We start from the raw sequence: 21177 nt of genomic DNA on the forward strand, positions 1-21177 counted from the left end.
TGCAATGCTCATAGAAGCGGGAGATGGCAGCCCACGCCCGATCAGCGGCAGCTTGCCGGGCCTGCGAGTTGAGGGAGAGCGCAAAAGGGAACTGTCTGGCCAGCACAGCACAATACCGCTGCAGATCATTCCTGGAGATGCCACGTGCATCCATCCAGAGGCGCAGGCACGTATTGCGAATGAACTGGGTGGTGCGGATGGCTTCCTCGATGGCGGCGAATTGCGCTTTCGACCCATCGAGCTTGTCTTCGTAGATCAGCATCCCTTGCTCCTTGTTCGTCCTCACTATCTTCGCGTATCCTAACACAACGATTGTCTTCTGTCAAGCGAAGGGGAACGTCCTGCCGCTGCTGGCTTCCTGCGCCATCCATCCCCTTGGCTGAAGCCAGCGGCCTTCTGCCGCTTTTTGGTAAACTAGCTCTCTTGTCAGCCGCCTCACTGGGTACGGTGAGGCGGTTTTTCTTTTGGTACTTTTCAGCTATTTGAACCCTTTTCTCAAGCCATGCGTAGTAATGGAAGAAGGAAATGTATCGCGATCGCATGTTACAGGGCCTGGCTGGTGGATCCGCGCTGTTGTTCACATTGCCCCTGAAGCGTGGTATGATACATGCGATTTCTTTGTACAGATCTAGATACTTCGTTCTGATCAAGAGAGGGCGCTATTTCTGCCCATCTGTCATCTCGTATTTTGTTAGCAGGGAGGTCTAACAATGTCATCTCCATATGATAACATGCCACCACAGGGACCATATCAGGGGGGAGGAGAGTATCCGCCACCTCCTCCGGGGCAGCCGTACCCGCCTATGGAGCCAACTCAGTACGCCCCTCAAGGGGGAAGTGGTTCATATTCGCCGCCGCCACCACCGCCATATCAGGGGCAGCCATATCCGCAGCAGCCGCCTCCGTACCCGCAACCCAATTACGGACCAGGGATGCAGCCTCCGTATCCGCCGCCACAGAAGCGTAACAATAATGGACTCATCATCGGTTGTGTGGTTGCTCTGATTATCGTTCTGGTCGCGGGTATCGGGTTGGTTGCCTGGGCGATTAACCAGCCGGACGACAACCGCAAGACCGATACGAAAGGGACGCCAACCGTGGAGGCAACTGCAACGGCAGCACCAACAGAGACGACCACAACGTCGGGTGACAACGGCTACCCCTTCAGTACCGATCAGGCCTTTGATGAGCCGCTCACCTCTGACACAAGCACATGGTACACCGGCTCTGGATGCGGCTTTAAGAACGGTGCCTATGAGATGTCCGAGAAAGAGAAGGACTACTACCTGATGTGTAGCCGCGACACCAACTTTACCAATTACACGTATGAGGTAACGGTGAAGGCAATAACCGGTGCAAATAATACAATGGCCGGTCTCCTCGCTGACTCAAATAATGTTGAGAAAACGGCTTATATGTTTGTCGTGTCGAAAGATGGCAACAGCTATGGCATCTACAAGCACGATGAGGGCGCCAAGCAGGGCGATCAGTTTAAGATCCTGAAAGAGAACGACCTGCCCACAAAGATCAGTTTCCCGGTCAGACTGGGTGTGAAGGCCGACGACTCCGAGCTGACCTTTTTTGTGGAAGGGAAAAAGCTGACCTCGATTCCGCGCGAGTCTTCAAAGGGACAGATCGGAACCTCGATCCTGTGCGGCTCCTCTCCGTCCACTGCCGACTTCATTAATGCCAAACTTTGGAATCTCTAATCTGTACAAAAGCCACGTGTCATGTTCGGGCACGTGGCATTTTTGTATGTCCATTGGGCTTCAGACGCGCGGGAAAGGAAGCGCCCAGATCCAGACGCAGGCGGTAAAGGCCACGCTTCCGGCAATCACAAACAGGTGAAAGATCTCATGATAGCCCCAGACGCGTGGAAAAGGATTGGGCTTCTTGATTGCATAAATGATCGCGCCAAGCGTATAGAGCACGCCACCCAGAAGCAGTATGCCAACAGCCACCCAGGGGAGCACGGCCAGAAACGCCGGAAGCGCAAAAACGACCTCCCACCCCATGCAGACATAGAGCAGAGCCGTGACCCAACGCGGCAGATGCAGCGTAAAGACGGCCAGGCAGACACCGAGCGTTGCAAGCACCCAGATACTGATGAGCAGCGCGGGCCGCACCCAACCTGACAGGATATTGAAGCAAAGAGGCGTGTAGGTTCCGGCGATCAGTACAAAGATGTTTGCGTGATCAAGCGCACGCCAGAAGCGCCGCCGTTCAGGCGTCCAGGTCACAATATGATAAATTGCACTGATGGTATACAATTCGATCATACTGAGACCAAAAACCAGCATTGAAATCATGCGTGCGAGATCCTCTCGACTGAGCCAGCAGAGGATGATTGTAACAATCAGTGAAGCGACAGCCGCAAGCGCATGAGACCAGCCACGCAGAAGCGGCTTCACTGGCTTGCTGATCGAGTAATTCATGAACGTGTATCCCCCTTTTCACCATCTTATCATAGTATACGATGAAGCGGCGCGGAATGCTGCGTTGCTGGCTAACAGCTCGCTTCGTTTTGCGGGGGATTACAATTCTTTCCAGCGGGCCCGGCTGTTTGGCTCGTTCTGCGTCCAGAGCTCTATCAGCTCTTCCATGCGTTGTAAGAGGTCGGGTTCAGGGGCCTGCATACGTTCGACTTGCTTGAGCGTGGTCATACCGGGAGGGTGATGCAGCTCGCAGCGCAGGCCTCCCCACAGGTCATCATTCAGCACCCACACCACGCGCGTGATATAGGCGAACAGGAAGGCAACCGTGCACATCAGACAGGGCTCCATTGTGGTATACAGTGTGCTGCGGTGGCGGTTCTCGGGCTGCATCAGCAGGCTGCCTGCCTCACGAATCGCGACCACCTCAGCATGCGCGGTATAATCGCCATCGGTGTACACGCGGTTGCGCCCTTTGCTGAGAATTTGCCCGTCTGGCCCAACGATGACCGCACCGACGGGAAAGGTGCCTTCCAGTGCAGCACGCTCGGCTTCTTGCATTGCCAGTTCCAGATAGAAACGGTCGTTCATCACTGCGCTGTCTCCTTTTTCTAGCATTGATCTCCCTGATAGAAAGTATACTGAAATAAGCAAATAGCGCAGATTTTCTTTTTTTATCAAATACCACGTCCTCGAATAGAATGAAAAGTGAAGAAAACGTGTAGCCGTTCGCACAGCCACACGTTCTTGCAGACACTAGTAGACGAAGGCTACTCCGTTGCCAGGCCACGCGGTGGTATAGGTGACGCTGGTTGGATTCGCGCCCCAGTTGGTGTTACTGACCGTCACCGAGCCATTGCTGTTCACTCGCTCGACAATGCCCACATGACCGAGCCAGGACGCTCCCTGTACATTAGGCTGAAACACGATGATCGAGCCCGGGACAGGGCTGTATGAGACACGCCATCCGAAGTCACGCGCCCGATTGACCCATTGCCAGGCATCCGAATTCGTCGTCCAGGGGACATAAACACCGTGCAACTGGTAGTATCGTTGATTGGCCCACCATGTGCACTGAGGGAATGCGAACCAGTTCCCCGAGCCCCTTGTTTTGGGCAGGGTATAGCTAAAGGGCGTCGGGGCCTTGCTTTGTGGCTTCGCCCCGGGGATGCAGATGCGCTGTTGCACATAGATAAGATTTGGATTTGCCAGTTTATTGTAGTCGGCGAGGCGCTGATAGGTCGTCTTGTAGCGTGCCGCGATGCCGCTCAACGTATCGCCACCCCGCACGATATAGGACTGATCACCCGAACTGCATGGTGTTGCCGCAAACGTATCGAGAATTCGATCCCCAAAGAGCCCGAACACGCCCAGGAGCATCGCCAGCAGGACCACGGCATTCGCCAGCACCAGGCTGATTGTTCGATGCTCCCTGATCTGCTGCCAGAATCCCGGCAGGGCATAGTTCATAACATGTGCCTCCTTTTCAGGTTTCAATAGACATATTTTTGTCTGCAATGGTGATAATAGTGAGATATGCTGATCTTTCATGAAATGGCGTGAATCATAGGAGAAAGGGCCTAATCGAGAGGGTACGTCTTAACCACAAGCATGCGCATGCAGCGAGATATTCCTTTATAAAAGGAATGAATCTTCAAAAAGGCGAATATCCACGACAGTATAAAGGGAAAAACCTGCTCCATCCATTTCCCTATTTCTGTATTGTCATCTTCTGCTTTCAGGACATTTTGTATGAACTCTGCCGTTCAGATAGTATTGTGTTGCTTGTGCGCTCCAGATGCTTGTACTTGGCCTGGGGAGCCAGTTGCTGCCATTATATCAACTACTCGTGGTTGTTGCGGTGAGCGTGGTGCTGTTCTGTCTGTTCGGCCCGGGATCTTTCTTCCAGTGGCGCCGCTATCAACGCGTCAATCGGAATCGTGCGCGAGCGCTTGAAAAGCCGAATGAGATAGCGTTCCCGGCAAAATGCTGACTCTCGACGCCATCTCGTTCTCATTGCCTCTCCGCGTGGAATATCAGAAAATGCGACAAATCTGGTGGTTGAACCTTATAGCATATGTTGGACTATATCTCATACTTTTTCTGCAATTGCTGAATAGCAGAAGCTTTTTCGCGTGCGTATTGCTGAGTATGTACCTGTGGCTGCTTCCTTTCTGGCTGAATTCCATGCTACGGGCACGGCGTCAGAAAGAGTCTGACAGGCTGTTACTGGACGAGCAAGGACTTTTTTCGCGTTGCATGGGGCAGGGGCGCTCGATCCGTTGGGATGAGGTGCGATTGTTTGCTTGCTATCGCATAGATACCCAATACTCTGAGCTGGTGAACGAGCAGTCTGTTGTGCACTGGAGGGTTCCGCTAGAGGGGATACAGGAGACGAAGCCGTTCGTGGCGATGTCTCAGGCTGAGCTCTTTCGACAGGTAAATCGGGTTGTGCTGACGCGCATACCGGGCGTCCGCTGCTTGAACGAACCATAGTGGATGAAAGAAGCGTGAAATGAAAAAGCTATTTGACCCGCTCAGGAAGGAGGTCTTGTGGGTGCTGATCTGGCGTGCCTGTTTCTGCGCGTGCGTGTTGATCGGCCCATACGTTGCGCCCGGAGACCTCATTTCTTGCCGTGCTTGGCCGGATCTGGTCCTTGCTTATGGTTGCCAGTGCGTTTTTCTGGCGCTACCTGTGGCGAATCGACATCTGGAAGCGTATCGCTGAGCGTCGGGCGGAGGCGCTGTCGAACGAGGAAGCAGGCAACCGTGCGGAAGAGCAGCCAGTTGCTGACTCCGATGTGCTCCCTCTGCCAGTCACGATTCATCTGCGCTGGACGCCGCTTGCGTGGGTCTTGATCTGGTTCGCCGTTGTCGGGCTGATGCTCTTTGCCGGATTAGCTGCTTCCGATTCCCAATGGTGGACAGTATTGCCTACCTGCTCCGTGGCGTTGCTTGTATTGATAGCCCTGTATTATGCGGTGCGCACGAGACCGCAGAAACTCATCGTTAGCGAGCAGGGAATCAGCCTGCGTGGCCAGACGATGGGATGGGACGAGATGCGCCTGTTCGTCACCTATTACAGGCCGCTCACTATGTATACGCGCGTTCAGCTCTACGAGCTGGCGAACGAGCAGCAGGTAATCCGCTGGCGCGCGAGCAGTGGAGTATTGCTTGCCACGCAAAGCAGCGCAGGAGACTCCCCAAAAGACGTGTATCGACGCCTGAATCAGCTTTTTGTGGCTCGCACAGACCTGCCGCTGCTTGATCTGGATATTCCGTTGTTGCCAGCATCCTTGACACTGCCACTGCTCAAAAAGCAGGAGTCAGCGAAGACTACACCTGACTTCCCGCCTCATCCTCGATGATGATATCTTCGCCGGGTTTCACCTCGCGTAGATCCTCAGGGCGGTCGAGGAGATCCAGAAAGAGAATGCCATTTAGATGATCTGTTTCGTGTTGAAGTGCCCATGCGAAATAGCCATTTGCCTTCACGCGAAGCGGTTTCCCTTTGATATCCTGCCCTTTGACGATCACGTGTTCAGCGCGGCGCACATTGACCCCATAATAGCCGGGGATGCTCAGGCAGGCATCGACGCCGACCTGTTCGCCCTCTGCTTTGACGATCTCTGGATTGGCGATCGCAACCTTATGGTGTTTGCCAGTATCGGGATCATCCAGCTCGACCACAAAGAGGCGGATTGGGAGTCCGATCTGCGGCGCAGCGAGCCCGGCACCATGTGCCTGATGCATGGTCTCAAACATATCATCAACAAGTTTTTTCAATGATGTATCAAACGTGCGAATCTTTTTTGCCTTCTCTCGGAGAATAGGGTCTCCGAGGAGCACGATCTTGCGTATTGCCATTCTGTCTGCTCCTTTTTGACACGCTACACGGCTGCAACGATGGGATCTTCTTCCCATTCAAGCAGGTCGTTCATGCTCACAGGAAAAAAGTGATTGAAGAACGTCAGCAGCCTATCGAGCGTTGCAAAATCAACGCGCTGGCTGCGCCCTCGATGCAGCGCCACAATCACGCTGAGAGAGACCCCGCTTTCGTCCGCAAGCCGGCGCAGGCTAATTGGCGCCTGTCCTTTTTGGGCTAGCTCAAGGTTGAGTCTGGCAAGAAGAATGCGCAGACGGCAGGAGACTGGCATTGAACGTTCCTCCCTCTGAAATACAGCAAGTTTCCAGTACAAGCATACCAGTACTGTTGTGGAATGTCAATACATTGCACTGACTTCGCACCTGCTTGTATTGCATAGGTGGGCAGAGCGTTGTGACTTCTCATATCTGTGGAGGGATTGCGAATGGCCCGGCGCGAATGGTTGAGCGTCTTGAACGGTTCAGGAGCTGCAGTGGCCGAGGAAGGGTAAGGTGAGCCGCATGGCCTCCTTCGCGACACAGGTCGAAGCCGCACCAGAGCACCACCAGAAGCACCGTGAACCAGGCAACGAAGGAAAGCCACACGTCCATACTGCACACAACCTCACGTTTCCAAAGCTGATACAGAGCACTGTCGTTTCAGTGTCTATTATTATGTACGATGAAACTTCCAAATGGGGACATCATTTTTCACGAGTTTTTGGCATTCGAGAAAAATTGACCCTTTTCTATCGGTCGTATAGTATAGTAGCAAGCAGAGATTTGGAGCCAGGCCACATGTTTTGTAATGGCGCGGGCTTTGTGCACCGGTTCACAGCAGATCAATTGCGCGATAGGTTATCCTATGCATATTTGCAGCTTGAGGCGTTTCGGAGTGATGCAGAATGGAGTGGATCGGGCTTGATACGCCTTGCTGTGCTCCGTTGTCCCCGATCTTTGTGAGCGCGAGGGGATAAAATCCCGACTGCGAATTGTTGTAAGTGGTAAGGTGTCTCAGAGGTGGGGGATGGTTTTCTTCAGGAAAGAGGAGAAAAACAGGAATGAGAGGATAATACTATGACAATCTACTTTTATAGCACACGAGAAAATCCGTATGGTTGCTTCTCTAACTTCTCGCGTCATGGCGTGCTGCTTGACGGAAAGTGGTGGCCGACCGTGGAGCATTTCTTTCAGGCACAGAAGTTCGTCAACACGCCCTATGCCGACCGGATTCGTGAGGCTCCCTCGGCCAAACAGGCAGCGGAACTGGGCCGTTCCCGGGAGGTGCCGCTGCGCCCCGATTGGGAAGAGGTCAAGGATGACGTGATGCGGCGCGCGGTGCTCTGCAAGTTCGAGACGCACCCGAAACTCAAGAAGCTGCTGCTTGAGACGGGCGACGAAGAAATCGTAGAAAATGCCCCGGGAGACTACTACTGGGGTATTGGTCGCGATGGAAGCGGGAAAAACATGCTTGGCATTATATTGATGGAGGTGCGGGAAAAACTGCGTAGCGAGTCAGAAGTGCACTAGCCGTGCAGTGAACGGTGCTTCACCACACGGCTTATCTGGTCTCAGATGCGGGCAAGAACGTTGTCTATCTGGCTTTGAAGCCGCGTGGGATGCGGTCCGATAAGCCGAGCAACCTCTTTCCCTTTATGGAAAATCAGCAGCGTGGGGAGGCCCTGAATGCCATACTGGATCGGAATTTCGTGGTGATCGTCGGCATTGAGCATGGCGAACTGAAGCTTCCCCTGATACGCATTGCTCAGGCGCTCGAAATGGGGTGTCAGCGCCCGACAATAGGTACACCATTCCGCCCAGAATTCAACAATAACGGGAGTGTCTGCCTGTAACACCTTATCTGAAAAATCGGTGCTTCCCACATGCAAGACCTGAGATGTTTGACTGCTAGCCATAATGTGACCTTCTTTCTGTCTTCTTTTGTCTCGAGCCAGAGAACTGCGGCTCACCATTCACTGTACTTCTTCAAGTTAACTTGAAGTCAAGAGGGAAAGATGCATGAAAAATGACGATCTTACGATTACCGAGGTGGCGCGGCGCACGGGGTTACGTCCTTCGGCTATTCGCTACTATGAAAGCATTGAGCTGCTTCCTGAGCCTCGTCGGGTGAGTATGCGCAGACGGTACAATGAGGAGACAGTGACGCGAATCGAGTTTATTCAAACCGCTCGGCAGCTTGGCTTCTCGCTTACGGAAATTAAAACGCTGCTCGATGAACGCGAGGCGTCGCCCGTCTCAGACCGCTGGCAAACGCTGGCCCGAGGCAAACTGATAGAGATTTCCTCGCTGCTCGATCGTACCATGAAGATGAAGCGGCTGCTTGAGCAGGGCCTGAAGTGCCGCTGCTCGGATCTGGAAGGCTGCATTGACTGCCTGTTGCTCAACTGTCAGGAAGGGTAGCCAAAAAAGTGGCGGGCCAGTTCAGGGACCGGCTCCGCCACAAAATCCGGTATCGCCTTTCATCGACCGCTCAGGGACGAAAAAAGGCAAAAGAGCAAAGGTGGACTGAGAACAGAAATGATAGGAGAGTAAATTCGGTTCTCACCACACCAGTTACCAGGGGGAGCATGGAATGCTCACCGGGCTTTATGCTACCTTCAGACAATCAAAACCACCTACAATGTGATTTCAATGTCCTTCCACAAACATCACAGGTAATGTAACATATTCATCGCGTCATGTCAATGGTAATATCACATGTTTGAAGAAGTATGTTGCACAAGCAAGAGAATAGAGAGAAAATACGAAACATTTGTAACAAAATGTAATGCTCGTGTGAACCTCTGTTGGAATTGGGAATGCGTAGAACTGCCTGACAGGGCATATAGAGAGCGGGCCAGATGGAAACATGCTGCGGGTGGTAAGGGAGCAAACCCGAATGCGTCGTTGTCCGCTTGCAAGCACAGGAACATATCTGTTCTTGTATGCAACGTTGTGTACAAATAGATACAAGAGCGCCTACAAATAGATCTGCATCACAACGAAACCGGGCACAGCTTGCTGCCGGTCCTCTGAGAAGAGACGAGGAAAAAGGTCGCCAGGCGATAGAATGCTGCTTGCAAGGGCCGGCTGCGCGCGTCTTTTACCTGTTTTGCTTTTATAATTTAACTCCCCATGATCATCAAATCGTGTATACTTTCAGCTAAAGCGGCGCCGCTCTTATGATGGTGTACAGCTTTCTACACCAGTGTGCTCCTGATGTGTTGAGAATCCTGACGCTGGATCGGCATGAGAGGGAACAGGCTGTACATGCCGTCTCCATTGCTGAATGTACTTGCAAATCCGCTTCCAGAGTGCTATGACATCATCGGACAGCACGAAGATGCAGAGAAACAGGACTGGAAGCACCTTACTGATGACCATGATACGCCAGCCGAGCAGGTCGACGCTTGTGCCGTAGAAAGAATCGTGCTTGGTTCCGATATTCAGGATATTGAGAAATACAAATGCACTCGGTAAACAGGTCAGTAGAACACATATACGCGAACGAAGCGTTTGAAATTCCGGACAACAGACCAGACAGATAGCGATTACAGGTGCGAGACTGGTATAGTGATACTCGAAAACCAGACTGTAGAAGAAGAGATAGTACACTGTGAGCAGGAAGCAGCCTTTGACAATGTGGAAGCGCTTGCGCAGGCTGAGCACCAGAATTCCAGCCAGCGTCCCATAACGAATAAACTGGTAGACCACATCCTGAAGGTTGGTATCAAAGCGGATGAGCGCCCCGAGCGTGATGATCTGATCCGGTCCAAAGACAGAAGATGCTAGAAGCTGCTCACGTAAATTATCAATATAGTAGTTTGCCGCTCCATCAAAGGTGAAAATCCCGGTGTAGAGTGCAAACAGCAGCAGGCCCCCGAGTGCGATCCCGGAGCGCTTCTTGATGATGAGCAGCGGCGTCCATAAGAGGACAATCGGCTTGACAAGCATCGTGAGACAAGACAGAATGGAGTTGCTGACAACACTCTTTCTCTTCACCAGGTCGATAAGAAAGAGCAGCAGAAACGCGTTCAGCACGCTATGAAACTGAGCAATTGCAATTTCGAGATAATTGGTCGCAAAGGCCAGCAACACAAAAACTGCAAACGATATATATTTACTGTCCTGAAATATCCAGATAAAGTAGCATACAGCACTGATAGTGAGCGCCAGTTTGAGCATCAGCCATGCCGTAAAGGCGTGCTCTGGTGAGAAGGGCAGCAGTATCGTGCCGACTATTAACGTAAACAGCGGATGGTAGACATTCTTGTTCGCTGGATGATCCTGTGAAAAACGGGTACCATCTGGCAGCTTTTCCCCGGTCAATTTTCCATTATGCCAGTAAGCGTATGCTCCGTCGGGAACTTGATAAAAATCGAGTCCTTTGCAGCAATAATGAATTGCACTTCCTGTAAAGAGTCCGTTAAACCACCCCGTGTGAAATGCAGAAATATAGTACAGCATATGAATAATCAGACCGAGATAGATAAGCTTATATGTTTTGATTGATTTGAAAAAGTCCTTCATTGTTCAAAATCCTCTTACTCATGAGATCTTTCTATCTCTCTATCGATGGCGATGCAAAAACGCTGCATGAGGACGTATTCTCACACGTTCTTCATGGTTGAATCGAGTTCCTCCCCTTTCTGTACTATACGCATTTTTTTAGAGTAAATCCAGGAAAAAGGCGCCAGTTAGGAGGATATGGTGTGACTGCCCGTTCCTCTTCAGATTCGACAGCTTTGCACTTTTGCATGCACAGACCCTGTCCCAGGCTGATATTTGTATGGACAAAAAGAGAGGAATAAGGACGATATTTGTTCATACAAATAAGGGGAGAACGCAGGATAAGCTCAGCCTGTAAAGAGGCTTTTCATCGTCAAGAAAGTGGATCTTTCCTCGTAAGACAAGATGAATTTGTAGCTGGCATTGTTTCAAGACTTGTAAATGGGTTTTTTGCATGGTATGATTAGACCATGAAAGGTGTGATGTACAAGTTCAATCATTTACGACTTTGCTCAGACTATCTGTATACAACTTATTTGCGGTTCGTTCAAAAGCTCTGCTGTACTGAGCCTTCCGGGAACTCTCCCGGGGTATGACCGCTTGACCCAGGAAGCAGCCTGGCGACCCGAACCGGTGACATCACTCCTGACAGCATGACGCAAGTGCTTTCTTTGCCTCTCATCATAAAAGGGCATCTCGAACTTTTAATAGAAAAACGTTGTCCATTTCTCTTTTTATTTATAGAAGACGGAAAGCGGAAATACTGTAGCAAGCGTGGTGGTGGTAAAGGGTATATCGGTTCATATGCCGAATACATCTGGTTCGATCGTGGAGAGATTGAACCCTGTGTTCTGTGTCGAGTTCTGTGCTGAACGAGGACACTGTGAGCTTGCATAGATCCTACGCGCTCAACGGCGAGCATGTCTTTGTGACGTTTGCGTTTCCGATACATTGCTGTGGCTTTTGCGTGTTCTGTTAACACGCGGAAAACGTTTTTGAAGGAGGCATTGCAGTAATGCAAGCTGTCAAGAAAGCCGGTCTCACACGACGTGAGCGGATGAACATCGTCAAAGGGCTGTTATTTATCAGTCCCTGGGCCATTGGCTTTATTGCCTTTGTGCTTTTCCCGCTTGTGTACTCCCTGGTCATCAGTCTGTTCCGCTATAGTGGTATGCAAACGCCCGTCTGGCTTGGTTTGCAGAATTATCAGCGTATGTTCACTGATCCCCTGGTTGGCACCTCAACGTTTAACACCTTCTTCTACACCATTCTTGCAGTTCCTATCGGCCTGGTTGTTGCTCTCTTGCTGGCAATCGCGATGAACCGTCCGGTTCGGGAGGCTCCCCTTTACCGCACACTGCTGTATTTGCCCTCATTGGTACCGGCATTCACCATCGCCTTTATCTTTATCGTGCTGGTGAACCCCCAGTTTGGTATTGTGAGCCAGTTCCTGGGCCTCTTTGGTGTGCCTGCAACCAACTACCTCGGTGACCCGACAAGCGCAAAGTGGGTCATTATCATGTTGGCTCAGCTTGGCGCAGGGAATGCAGCCCTGATCTTCCTGGCGGGTATGAACGGCATCCCGACGACCCTGTATGATGCAGCGCGCATTGATGGCGCGAGCAAGCTTCAGTGCTTCTTTCGGATCACGCTTCCACTGCTTTCGCCCACCATCCTCTTTAATCTCATTACTGCGATCAGCGGTGGTCTGCAAGTTTTCACCCCTGCATACATCATGACAAATGGTGGCCCCAACAATGGCACCCTGTTCTACATGTTCTACCTCTACCGAAACGCCTTCAGCTATGCTCAGTTGGGCTATGCATCTGCCCTGGCAGTAGCACTGTTCCTCGTTGGTATGGTGCTCTCAGTAGTGCTCTATACTGTGGCACAGCGCTTTGTCAACTACGAGGTTGGCGCGTAAGGGATCTTCAGATCAATACGAGACCCGCCCATCTTTGGTGATGGTGCGAGAGGAGGATATAGCAATTATGAAGTCGGCTCTTAGTATGGAACCAATTGAGCAGCAGGATCTTCCCCCTGTCAAGCGCGAAGGCTACAAAGTCAGCATCTGGCAGAAGATCTGGGATAGCATTGTTGCCCGTATTTTCCTGGTTGTTATGAGCGTGCTCTTCTTGATCCCGCTCTACTGGATGGTTGCCACTGCCTTAAAGTCAAACGAAGAGATGTCAGTGACGCCGCCCACATTTATTCCACAAAGCTGGCTCTGGGAAAACTTTGTGAAGGCAGTCACGATTATTCCCTTCGGCACGTTCTTCATGAATTCGCTACTCATCACCGTTTTAACGGTCATTGGTACCGTCGTTTCTAACCTTATCGTCGCCTATGGCTTCTCGTGCATCCAGTGGAAGGGACGGGATCAGTTGTTCTATCTCGTTCTGATAACGCTGTTTGTTCCGTTCCCTATCGCGCTTATTCCACAATTTGATCTGTTTGCGTGGCTTGGTTGGGTAAATACCTACCTGCCATTGATTGTCCCTCATTTTCTGGCAAGCGCGTTCTCCACGTTCCTCTTGCGGCAGTTCCTTTTGCAGATTCCGCAGGATATGCTCGATGCTGCGCGTGTCGATGGTGCAAGCGAGTGGCGTATTCTCTGGACGATTGTTGCACCGACGGCGCGTCCGGCACTGGCGACGGTCGCGATCTTCGCCGCTATCGGCGCATGGAACGACTTTATGGGACCCTTGATCTATCTACAGGATGAATCGTTGCAGACGCTCTCGATTGGCTTGCAGATGTTCCGCTCCACGCATGATATCCAGTTCAACCTGTTAATGGCGGCTTCTGTCCTGATTATCCTGCCAATCATGGTTCTCTTCTTCGCCTTCCAGCGATTCTTCATTAAGGGTATTACCGTTGGTAGCTTCAGATAAGTACGATGATGAGAGGAATCTGTAAGATGATACATACGAGGAAGTTGTTGCAGGCAGGGTCGCTGCTTATGGTTTCCCTGATGCTGGCGGTCCTGATCTCTGCTTGCTCTATGGGGCCAAGCGATCCTCATACCATTACGTTCTGGACGACGCGTACCGGAACGGTGGATATGGGGGGATGGAAGAAGATTATTGAAGGATTTGAAAAGGCGAATCCTGGCTATCATGTCAAACTCGTTGGCAAGCCATCGCCCTCCCAGGGTGATGCGACTGCTCTGATTACTGCCGTGCGTGGTGGAACCCCGCCTGATGTGTTTGAAGTTGACCGCTTTACTGTCAGTCAGTATGCATCGATTGGTCTTTTGAGCAGCCTTCAGCCCCTGATCGAGAAGGAAGGTGGCAAGACCTTCAGCGATCAATATTTCCCGTTTGCCTGGAAAGAGACCATGTACCAGGGTGAATCGTATGCCCTGCCGTTTGATAGCGATGCTCGTGGGCTCTATTATAACAAGAAACTGCTCCGCGAGGCCGGCATTGATCCTTCTATTCTTGATCCGAAAAATGGCCCCCCAACTATTGATGAGATTATGGAGATCTCGCGCAAGCTGGTAAAGAAGGATAGCAGGGGGAACTATACACAACTCGGTCTGATCCCCTGGGATGACCAGGCTTCACCCGCCACTTGGGGCCTGAGCATGGGCGCGAAATACTACGACCCTGTCAAGTGCGAGTTTACCGCGTTCGAGCCCGCCTTTAAGAAAGCGTACGAGAACTACGCGAAGTGGTCGAAGGAGCTGGACTATCACAAGGTTGATACGTTTATGGCAACCTACCAGCCACCCAATGCGCCTCCGAGCCAGACCCCGTTCTTCACCGATCACCTGGGTATGGCGATCACCGGAAACTGGTTGCTGTCGAGCATCCGCGATTACGCTCCCAAGCTGGACTACGGCATTACCTATCTGCCTGTCGGGCAAAAGGGGGACAAGCCGTTTACCTGGGCTGGCGGCTATGCGGTGGTTATGCCGAAGGGCGTGAAGAACGTGGATGGTGCCTGGAAACTGATGCAGTATATCGCCGGTCCTGAGGGACAGCGTATCTACTCTCTTCAGACACAGCACCTGCCAACGCTGAAATCGCTGATCGATGACCCCGAGATTACCGCCGGCAATCAGAAGTTCTTCGCTTCTATGATGCCCTTTACGCTGAGCCGCCCGCCGATGCCGGTGGGTGCCCAGATCTGGGACGCGATGGAGACAGCGAAGCAAGCGGTGTTGCTTGGCGATAGTACGCCACAGCAAGCGCTGCAAACCGTGTATGACCGCGTACAGCCGCAGCTTCAACAGTTCTGTCCTTTCCAGCTCCCGTAAAGGCAGAACAGTCTGTGTGAGCAGTCGATCAGATCGGTCGGCTGCTCTTTTTTGCGCTATTCAGTTGAGATGCGTTGGTCAATGGCCTACATTTATTTCCCTCCATTTGGAGGCTCTGGTATGCTACATAGTGGGAGACGTTCTTTCCCTCTTTTGTCTTATGAGTGGGACGAGAGAAAACATGGTTCAGGTGAGGAAGGGAAACCCCTTCCTCCTATTTTTTCGCGTTCAGCAGCTCGCCGAGCCGTTTCACCTCGCGATTCTGTTTATAGGGACTGTGCAACAACTGCTTATAGATGTCGCGAACCCGGGTGATATGCGCGAGCGACTGCACCTCCTTGCACTCATTACAGGCGCTGATAGCCTTCTGCGTCGCCATAAACCAATCTTGCATAGCAAGCGAGCTCTGCGCATAGAGAATGTCGGTCCAGGCGCGGCGGCGGGTATGAGTCTGGCCGCTCAGCAGTTCGAGCTCGTCCAGCTCCTCGATTGCCTCCGTTGGGCGCCGTAACGCAAGCATTGTTTTCGCTCTGCCGATGCGCCAACGCCGCTCGTCGAGCCCCTTCATATCCCCATCAAGCAGGATCTGGTTGTAGGCATCAACGTCGCTCTCCAGCCCGACCAGATCTTCTGCTTTTTTCAGCAGGGTGAGCGCAAGCGTTTCGTCGATGGGAGATGAGCGCTGAAGCGCCCGGGCACGCGCCATCTCTGAATAGATAATGCCCTTAAGTTGCGGGCGAGCGTTTGGCAATGCCCGTTCAAAGTCGGTCAGGGCGGCTGCGATTTTATCTCGTTTCAATGTGATCTGCCCCTGCTGCACGCTGTCACCAATCGCGCCCCAGACGAGCAGCACGAAGCCACGCGTGTACTGCGAGGCGGCGAGGAGCTGGAGCGAGGTCGAGTCATCACCAAGCTCCCGGGCAACGCGAACGCCATGATTCGCATAGGTATAGGCCCGAAGGAAGTCGCCACGATCCCGAAAGAGCATCGCGGCAAGTCGATAGTAACTGTTGAGAAGTTCACGCGAGTGTTTCTGCAAGTCACCTCGCGCTTGCTTCTCTATGCCTTCAAGATGCTTGAGCTGCGCAAGGATATCAGTCAGCGAGTCGCCTGCTGTGCTGGAATAATGCAGTTTCCAGAAAAGTTGAATATCCTTGTGATAACGGTCAATATCGATTTGTGCATACTGCAATACAGCAGGAGCTGCATATGCGGTTTTGGTGTCTGCAATGCTGGAAAGCGACGCAAGACCAAACAATCCAAGAGGAATCCCTACAATTTCCGCCAATGCACGTCGTCGATGAATATCGAGGGGTACTTTGTTCCGATACTCCATTTTATAAATCCAATCCGGTTTAATTGAAGAGCCTGTTCGTTCGTTGTAGAGCCTGGCAATTTCCTGTGCGCTTTTGCCAGAGCGACGGTGATAATCGAGGAGGACTTCGCCCGCATTCGGCCACCCATCTTCCTGTTTTGAGTAGGGCCCGTACTCGCCACGCATGCCCCAATAGACTCTCACGCCATTTCCCATACCTTCCTTCTCCCAGCTACTAGAGAACTATCTATAACTTATTATATGCTTGCATTTTTCCTCTGTCTACTGTTTCATCCCCGATTGGTACTTGTATATCCTACTGTTGAATTTCTGTCTTTTTCCTACGAAATGAAATGGTACGCTGTTTGTGTAGAAAGGATGCAGGCTTACCAAACCTGCTTTCTTGCTTGAAAAATCGATATCGCGTTGTTCCTGGAGGTGCTTGCATTTCACTGGCGTCGTCTCTGTTGCGGTGATGCAGCATGGTTGTGTAGATGCGCAAGCCATACAATGGTGTGTGAAGAGGAGTGAAAGAATGAAGGAACAGGAAAGATATGAGTATTTGCGCAGACAGATAAGAAAAGAGTGCAAGCGGATTCGACAGTTGCTTCGAGATGGAGTCACCCCTGAGCATGCACGCACGATCAGACGGTGCAATCAGCGGATCGCGCAGTGTGTGCTGCAACTGGATCAATGCATTGGACGCGACCGGACCGATGACATCTTAGCCCGGATCTATATTCGACTCGGGTTGGTGAACGTCAATGTTCGTTCGCTCACCCCCTCTGTAATTGCAGAAATACACGAATGACAATCGTCCCCTCATGTTTGTGGAGGCGCGGTACCTCTGGATGAGCCCGCGCCTTTTTCCCCTTTGGCCTGCTTCTCGTGAGCGCTATTGGCTCTTTTGGGCTGGTTCTGTATCCTGTACACTAAAGCGGTAGAAGGAGGTAGCCACTATGGTAGAAAATGTGTATGTATTGCCTGATAACTTACCGGTACCCGAGGATGACGGGGCCTGTCGCCATCTGCCGGGAATTGAACTGCCATCGGTCCCGTTGCTTGCCACAACAGGCGAGATGATCGATGTTGCCTCATTGCCCGGATTAACCGTTCTATACTGCTTTCCGCGCACAGGGAGGCCCGGCGTGCCCAATCCAGAGGGATGGGATCTGATCCCGGGAGCGCGTGGTTGTACGCCACAAGCCTGCTCGTTTCGTGACCATTTTCAGGAACTCCAGCAGTTCGATGCCCGGGTGTTTGGTTTCAGCACGCAAACGCCTGAGGTGCAGCAGGAGCTTGTCGAGCGTCTGCACCTGCCATTTTCGCTGCTCAGTGATGAGCATCTGACATTCGTACAGGCGCTCCGCCTGCCCACATTCACCGTTGAGGGCATGACGCTGGTCAAACGCCTGACATTGATCGTGGAAAGCGGCAAGATTATCAAGGTGTTTTATCCGATCTTTCCGCCTGATAAGCATGTCAATGAGGTGCTTGCCTGGTTGGCGCAACGATAATACGACAGCTTTACTGGAAACGAGGAATAGTCGAGCTTTCCTTTCAGCGTATGATATGTTATTGTGAAAATACTCCCTGTAGAAATGGTAGAGCGAACAACCTGTGCCGTGTGGAATAGTGCTGAGAAGGGAGCACAACGATGACTACGATTCTCCTCGTTGAAGGGCTTGTAGAGCTGTCCGACGGGCCAGTGCATTATTATGAAGCGAGTCAGCACGGCCCGCCTGTTGTATTGCTTCATGGGGGTATGGACAACGCGTTATTGTGCTGGAAACGGCTGTTCCCCGTGCTTGCGGTCGCTTATCAGGAACAGGCCCCTGACTGGCCGGGACAGGGAAAGAGCATTCCGTATCGTGGGCGTGCAACGCAGGCCGCGCTTGAAGACTGTCTTGAGCGCCTGCTTGATGTCTGGGGATTGAAGCAGGTGGCACTCGTGGGCATGTCGATAGGGAGTAGCGTGGCGCTTGGTTTCGCGCTGAAACATCCTGAGCGGGTCACGCGGCTGGTGCTCGGGAGCTGCGTCGGGCTGCTGGAGCATGAGAAGCGTGAGCATTTGAATTCGCTCCTGCTGCGCACGCCGCTGGCCTCGCGTCTGGGAACTGCTGTAGCCAGCCGGGAGACGATTCGCTTCATTGTGCGGCATTACCTGTTTGAGTCGGAGGTACCCAATTTTGACACGATTGTGGATGAGGTGCATCAGGAAGTCAAGAATCGAAAGACGCTGTTTCCTGATTGGGTGATTGATGAAACGCGCTGGAAAGGGCCGAAAACCTACCATATGCCTCATCTGCCGAAGCTGCAGTGTCCGGCGCTGTTTATTCATGGTGAAAAGGATAAGCTGGTGCCACGAGAATACGCTGAAAAGGCCGCTCATCTGGCTCCACAGGGGGAACTTCTGGTGATTGATGGATGTGGTCACTGGGTTCATCACGAGCACCCGGTTGCTTTTAATGCCGCTGTCGCGCGTTTTCTGGCTCCACTTGTAGGGATGTAGGAATGATGCAAAGAGTCTGTATGGATATTTCGCGTACAGGCTCTTCTCTCTTTTCTCGAACCCTCGCTTGTTATGGCATCTTTCCCCGATGGAATTGTGCTTCTTCCAGATCGATATCATGTTCAATTGCATGAAAGATCTCATCGCTGATCGATCCACTATCGCGTAGATCGATTGCTGCGAGACGCTTGGCATGCAGAATTTCATAATAGAAGCGGCCTATCGCTTTGGGCCGTTCAAGTGATGGTTGAGAACCTTTCCATTTATAGCGAAACAGACGCAGATCCTGTATTCGCTTCTCGTAGCGCCTGTGGAGCGCCATCGCAACATCTTTCGGGACCCATTCCTCGTTCTGAAGCTCTTCAATGCGTTGAAGCGCGGCCTCGAGAATCGTGCGCACGGCAACCCGGTATTCATTGCCGGACGCATGCTTTTCGCCGAGGTGTAACAGGCGTATCAGCGGTGAAAGCGTGAGTCCCTGTAGCTCGAGTGTTGCCAGAATCACGCTGAAGGTCAGGAAGATCACGACATCGCGCCCGGGAAAAGCGGCGCCATTGGGGAGCGTCAGGGGGATCGAGAGCGCCGTTGCAAGTGAGATGCCGCCTCTCATGCCCGACCAACCGATCAGCAGAGCCGAGCGCCAGCGCGTGATAGGCTGAAATGAGGGGATCAACCGGCTGAGCATTTTCGCAATGGCGGTACTGGCAACGCACCAGATCAGGCGAATCACGATCACAGCCAGACAGATCAGCACCGCATGCCCCAGCAGCGTCAGGAAGGGCATCCCCGAGAGTGCCGCAATGATATCGGGGAGCTGCAACCCGATCAGCATGAAAATAAAGCCGTTGAGCAGGAACACCGCCACGTTCCAGAAGGCCCCGGCTTGCAGGCGCGTATTGGCCGAAAGCAGCGTCGCGGAGCGCTGTCCCAGGAAGAGCCCGGCAGCCACGCACGAGAGCACGCCGGAGAGCTGGAGCGCTTCCGCGAAGAGGTAAGCCGCATAGGGAGTGAGCAGCGAAATAACGATCTCACTGGTTGCGTCGTCGATGCGCTGGTAGAGCCAGGTGACGGGCCACGCGATAATCAGTCCGATCAGCACGCCCCCCACGCTGACAAGGACAAATTGGAGTGCCGCCGCACCTGGCGAGAAGGTCCCACTGAGAGCCGCAGCCAGAGCGAAGCGGTAGGCAACAAGCGCCGTGGCGTCGTTGACCAGACTCTCGCCTTCAATCACGGCCGTCAGGCGGTGCGGCAGGCGGAAGTTCTTTATGACGGTCCCTGCTGCGACGGTGTCAGTCGGCGAGACGACCGCGCCGAGGATAAAAGCAACCGACCAGGGAAGATCGGGATGAATGGTATGGAGCACCCAGGCAACAAGCAACATGGTCAGCAGAACGAGCCCGACCGCCTGCAAGAGAATCGGGCGTAGTGATTCACGAAAATCGCGCCAGGACGTAAACCAGGCTGAAGTAAAGATAAGAGGAGGGAGGAAGGCAACAAAGATCAGGTTCGGATCGAGATGGATATCCGGCAAATCGGGTAAAAAGCCGAGCAGTATCCCCCCGATCACCAGCAGGATCGGGTATGGAATGCGCAGCCGCGTCGCCAGAATCGCCAGCGCCACAATCACGGACAGCAAAATAAAACTCAGAACGACGGTTTCATGTACCAAAAGCTGCCACCTCTCGTTTCCCCGAAGCGCTGACTGCTCGCCTGGTGTGAAGGAGCTTCCGGGGATTCTCTATTCAGTATACCTACTGGATTCGAGGTGCAGGAAGGCGACAACCGAGACGCAGAACGCGGATTCTGAGATACAACGTTGTTGCCAGCAGGAGCAGCGCCGCGAGCCCGAGCAAGGGGCGCAGTGGATCGAACAGGGTCATGGCGCCGCTCATGCCAAGCAGCAGGACGACGATTTTATTACAGATCGGGCAACCGACCGAGAAGAACGAAAGCAGAAAGCCGAACAGTGTCCGCAGGGTGCCGGTGCGCTCTTTGGGCTGCTGAGGCGGCGTCGGGTAGAGTGTTGCCAGTAGTGGCCCGATCAGCAGCGCGGAAAGCAGCCAGATACCATAGTCCAGCGTCCCGCTCGGCGTCATGCGCACGAAAAACGCGTTCGGAATCAATACGGTGGGAATGCCGATGAGAAGCGCTGCCCCGAGGGCATAGAGCGCCGAAAGGCTCCAGAATCGCCAGCCAAACATAGATACTGACCTCCTTTTGCTGTTACTGGCTCTATCATATCGCCAGAAATGGGGGCTTGACAACCTGCATAAAAATC

The 21177-nt window shown here is 52.6% G+C and carries 23 protein-coding genes and 1 pseudogene; 12 read left to right on the forward strand and 12 right to left on the reverse strand.

Annotated elements, in window-relative coordinates:
* Window positions 1–262: pseudogene (locus EI42_RS16100) on the reverse strand (vacuolar protein sorting-associated protein 35); the annotation flags it as partial.
* 448 nt (window positions 263–710) lie between these two features.
* On the opposite strand from EI42_RS16100, the gene EI42_RS16105 reads away from it, so the two are divergent.
* Window positions 711–1709, forward strand: a complete 999-nt coding sequence (locus EI42_RS16105; RefSeq protein ID WP_111323650.1) for a hypothetical protein — start codon at window positions 711–713, stop codon at window positions 1707–1709.
* Between the two features lie 60 nt (window positions 1710–1769).
* Here EI42_RS16105 and trhA read toward each other — a convergent pair whose 3' ends face one another.
* The 3 genes from trhA to EI42_RS16120 all read right to left on the reverse strand — a co-directional run bounded on the left by trhA (window position 1770) and on the right by EI42_RS16120 (window position 3902).
* Entirely contained in the window at window positions 1770–2435 is a 666-nt protein-coding gene (trhA, locus tag EI42_RS16110; protein ID WP_111323651.1) for a PAQR family membrane homeostasis protein TrhA, read from the reverse strand.
* A 99-nt stretch (window positions 2436–2534) separates the two neighbouring features.
* Complete coding sequence (locus EI42_RS16115) at window positions 2535–3023, reverse strand: nucleoside deaminase (protein WP_111323652.1); 489 nt, start codon at window positions 3021–3023, stop codon at window positions 2535–2537.
* Between the two features lie 165 nt (window positions 3024–3188).
* On the reverse strand, window positions 3189–3902 hold the full coding sequence (locus EI42_RS16120) for a LysM peptidoglycan-binding domain-containing protein (RefSeq protein ID WP_246046546.1): 714 nt from the start codon (window positions 3900–3902) through the stop codon (window positions 3189–3191).
* Between the two features lie 328 nt (window positions 3903–4230).
* On the opposite strand from EI42_RS16120, the gene EI42_RS33325 reads away from it, so the two are divergent.
* From EI42_RS33325 to EI42_RS16130, 3 genes are all read left to right on the forward strand, one after another.
* A complete protein-coding gene (locus EI42_RS33325; protein ID WP_211326206.1) occupies window positions 4231–4425 on the forward strand; it encodes a hypothetical protein in 195 nt (64 codons plus the stop codon).
* Between the two features lie 158 nt (window positions 4426–4583).
* A complete protein-coding gene (locus EI42_RS31955) occupies window positions 4584–4928 on the forward strand; it encodes a hypothetical protein (protein ID WP_211326207.1) in 345 nt (114 codons plus the stop codon).
* Window positions 4929–5041: 113 nt separating this feature from the next.
* Complete coding sequence (locus EI42_RS16130; protein ID WP_137686414.1) at window positions 5042–5800, forward strand: hypothetical protein; 759 nt, start codon at window positions 5042–5044, stop codon at window positions 5798–5800.
* On the opposite strand, the gene def is transcribed toward EI42_RS16130, so the two are convergent.
* The 3 genes from def to EI42_RS31960 all read right to left on the reverse strand — a co-directional run bounded on the left by def (window position 5769) and on the right by EI42_RS31960 (window position 6908).
* The gene (gene def / locus EI42_RS16135; RefSeq protein ID WP_111323655.1) at window positions 5769–6299 is read right to left on the reverse strand and encodes a peptide deformylase; all 531 of its coding nucleotides are present in this window, start codon (window positions 6297–6299) and stop codon (window positions 5769–5771) included. The two genes, EI42_RS16130 and def, sit on opposite strands and share 32 nt — an antisense overlap.
* Window positions 6300–6322: 23 nt before the next feature.
* On the reverse strand, window positions 6323–6589 hold the full coding sequence (locus EI42_RS16140) for a helix-turn-helix domain-containing protein (RefSeq protein WP_111323656.1): 267 nt from the start codon (window positions 6587–6589) through the stop codon (window positions 6323–6325).
* 130 nt (window positions 6590–6719) lie between these two features.
* A complete protein-coding gene (locus EI42_RS31960) occupies window positions 6720–6908 on the reverse strand; it encodes a hypothetical protein (RefSeq protein ID WP_137686415.1) in 189 nt (62 codons plus the stop codon).
* A 465-nt stretch (window positions 6909–7373) separates the two neighbouring features.
* On the opposite strand from EI42_RS31960, the gene ybiA reads away from it, so the two are divergent.
* Window positions 7374–7826: a riboflavin biosynthesis intermediates N-glycosidase gene (ybiA, locus tag EI42_RS16150; protein ID WP_111323658.1), complete on the forward strand. Its 453-nt coding sequence runs from the start codon at window positions 7374–7376 to the stop codon at window positions 7824–7826.
* A 41-nt stretch (window positions 7827–7867) separates the two neighbouring features.
* Here ybiA and EI42_RS16155 read toward each other — a convergent pair whose 3' ends face one another.
* Window positions 7868–8212 (reverse strand): thioredoxin family protein, encoded by a 345-nt coding sequence (locus EI42_RS16155; protein WP_111323818.1) that lies wholly within the window; start codon window positions 8210–8212, stop codon window positions 7868–7870.
* Between the two features lie 103 nt (window positions 8213–8315).
* On the opposite strand from EI42_RS16155, the gene EI42_RS16160 reads away from it, so the two are divergent.
* The gene (locus tag EI42_RS16160) at window positions 8316–8717 is read left to right on the forward strand and encodes a MerR family transcriptional regulator (RefSeq protein WP_111323659.1); all 402 of its coding nucleotides are present in this window, start codon (window positions 8316–8318) and stop codon (window positions 8715–8717) included.
* A 759-nt stretch (window positions 8718–9476) separates the two neighbouring features.
* On the opposite strand, the gene EI42_RS16165 is transcribed toward EI42_RS16160, so the two are convergent.
* Window positions 9477–10826 carry a hypothetical protein gene (locus tag EI42_RS16165; RefSeq protein ID WP_111323660.1) on the reverse strand — a complete coding sequence of 450 codons (1350 nt, stop codon included), beginning with the start codon at window positions 10824–10826 and terminating at the stop codon, window positions 9477–9479.
* 994 nt (window positions 10827–11820) lie between these two features.
* On the opposite strand from EI42_RS16165, the gene EI42_RS16170 reads away from it, so the two are divergent.
* From EI42_RS16170 to EI42_RS16180, 3 genes are all read left to right on the forward strand, one after another.
* Window positions 11821–12729, forward strand: coding sequence for a carbohydrate ABC transporter permease (locus tag EI42_RS16170; protein ID WP_111323661.1), 909 nt, complete (start codon window positions 11821–11823; stop codon window positions 12727–12729).
* A gap of 67 nt (window positions 12730–12796) precedes the next feature.
* The gene (locus EI42_RS16175) at window positions 12797–13699 is read left to right on the forward strand and encodes a carbohydrate ABC transporter permease (RefSeq protein WP_111323662.1); all 903 of its coding nucleotides are present in this window, start codon (window positions 12797–12799) and stop codon (window positions 13697–13699) included.
* A 26-nt stretch (window positions 13700–13725) separates the two neighbouring features.
* Complete coding sequence (locus EI42_RS16180) at window positions 13726–15069, forward strand: ABC transporter substrate-binding protein (RefSeq protein ID WP_111323663.1); 1344 nt, start codon at window positions 13726–13728, stop codon at window positions 15067–15069.
* A 214-nt stretch (window positions 15070–15283) separates the two neighbouring features.
* On the opposite strand, the gene EI42_RS16185 is transcribed toward EI42_RS16180, so the two are convergent.
* The gene (locus tag EI42_RS16185; RefSeq protein ID WP_111323664.1) at window positions 15284–16600 is read right to left on the reverse strand and encodes a hypothetical protein; all 1317 of its coding nucleotides are present in this window, start codon (window positions 16598–16600) and stop codon (window positions 15284–15286) included.
* Between the two features lie 319 nt (window positions 16601–16919).
* On the opposite strand from EI42_RS16185, the gene EI42_RS16190 reads away from it, so the two are divergent.
* The 3 genes from EI42_RS16190 (at window position 16920) to EI42_RS16200 (ending at window position 18896) form a co-directional block, all read left to right on the forward strand.
* Complete coding sequence (locus EI42_RS16190) at window positions 16920–17195, forward strand: hypothetical protein (RefSeq protein ID WP_111323665.1); 276 nt, start codon at window positions 16920–16922, stop codon at window positions 17193–17195.
* 148 nt (window positions 17196–17343) lie between these two features.
* Window positions 17344–17901 (forward strand): peroxiredoxin, encoded by a 558-nt coding sequence (locus EI42_RS16195; protein ID WP_111323666.1) that lies wholly within the window; start codon window positions 17344–17346, stop codon window positions 17899–17901.
* Window positions 17902–18041: 140 nt separating this feature from the next.
* Window positions 18042–18896 carry an alpha/beta fold hydrolase gene (locus EI42_RS16200; protein WP_111323667.1) on the forward strand — a complete coding sequence of 285 codons (855 nt, stop codon included), beginning with the start codon at window positions 18042–18044 and terminating at the stop codon, window positions 18894–18896.
* Between the two features lie 70 nt (window positions 18897–18966).
* On the opposite strand, the gene EI42_RS16205 is transcribed toward EI42_RS16200, so the two are convergent.
* Window positions 18967–20568 carry a Na+/H+ antiporter gene (locus EI42_RS16205; RefSeq protein WP_170142678.1) on the reverse strand — a complete coding sequence of 534 codons (1602 nt, stop codon included), beginning with the start codon at window positions 20566–20568 and terminating at the stop codon, window positions 18967–18969.
* An 82-nt stretch (window positions 20569–20650) separates the two neighbouring features.
* A complete protein-coding gene (locus EI42_RS16210) occupies window positions 20651–21100 on the reverse strand; it encodes a hypothetical protein (protein ID WP_111323669.1) in 450 nt (149 codons plus the stop codon).
* Between the last annotated feature and the right edge of the window lie 77 nt (window positions 21101–21177).

The organism is Thermosporothrix hazakensis, assembly GCF_003253565.1.
Lineage (GTDB): Bacteria > Chloroflexota > Ktedonobacteria > Ktedonobacterales > Ktedonobacteraceae > Thermosporothrix > Thermosporothrix hazakensis.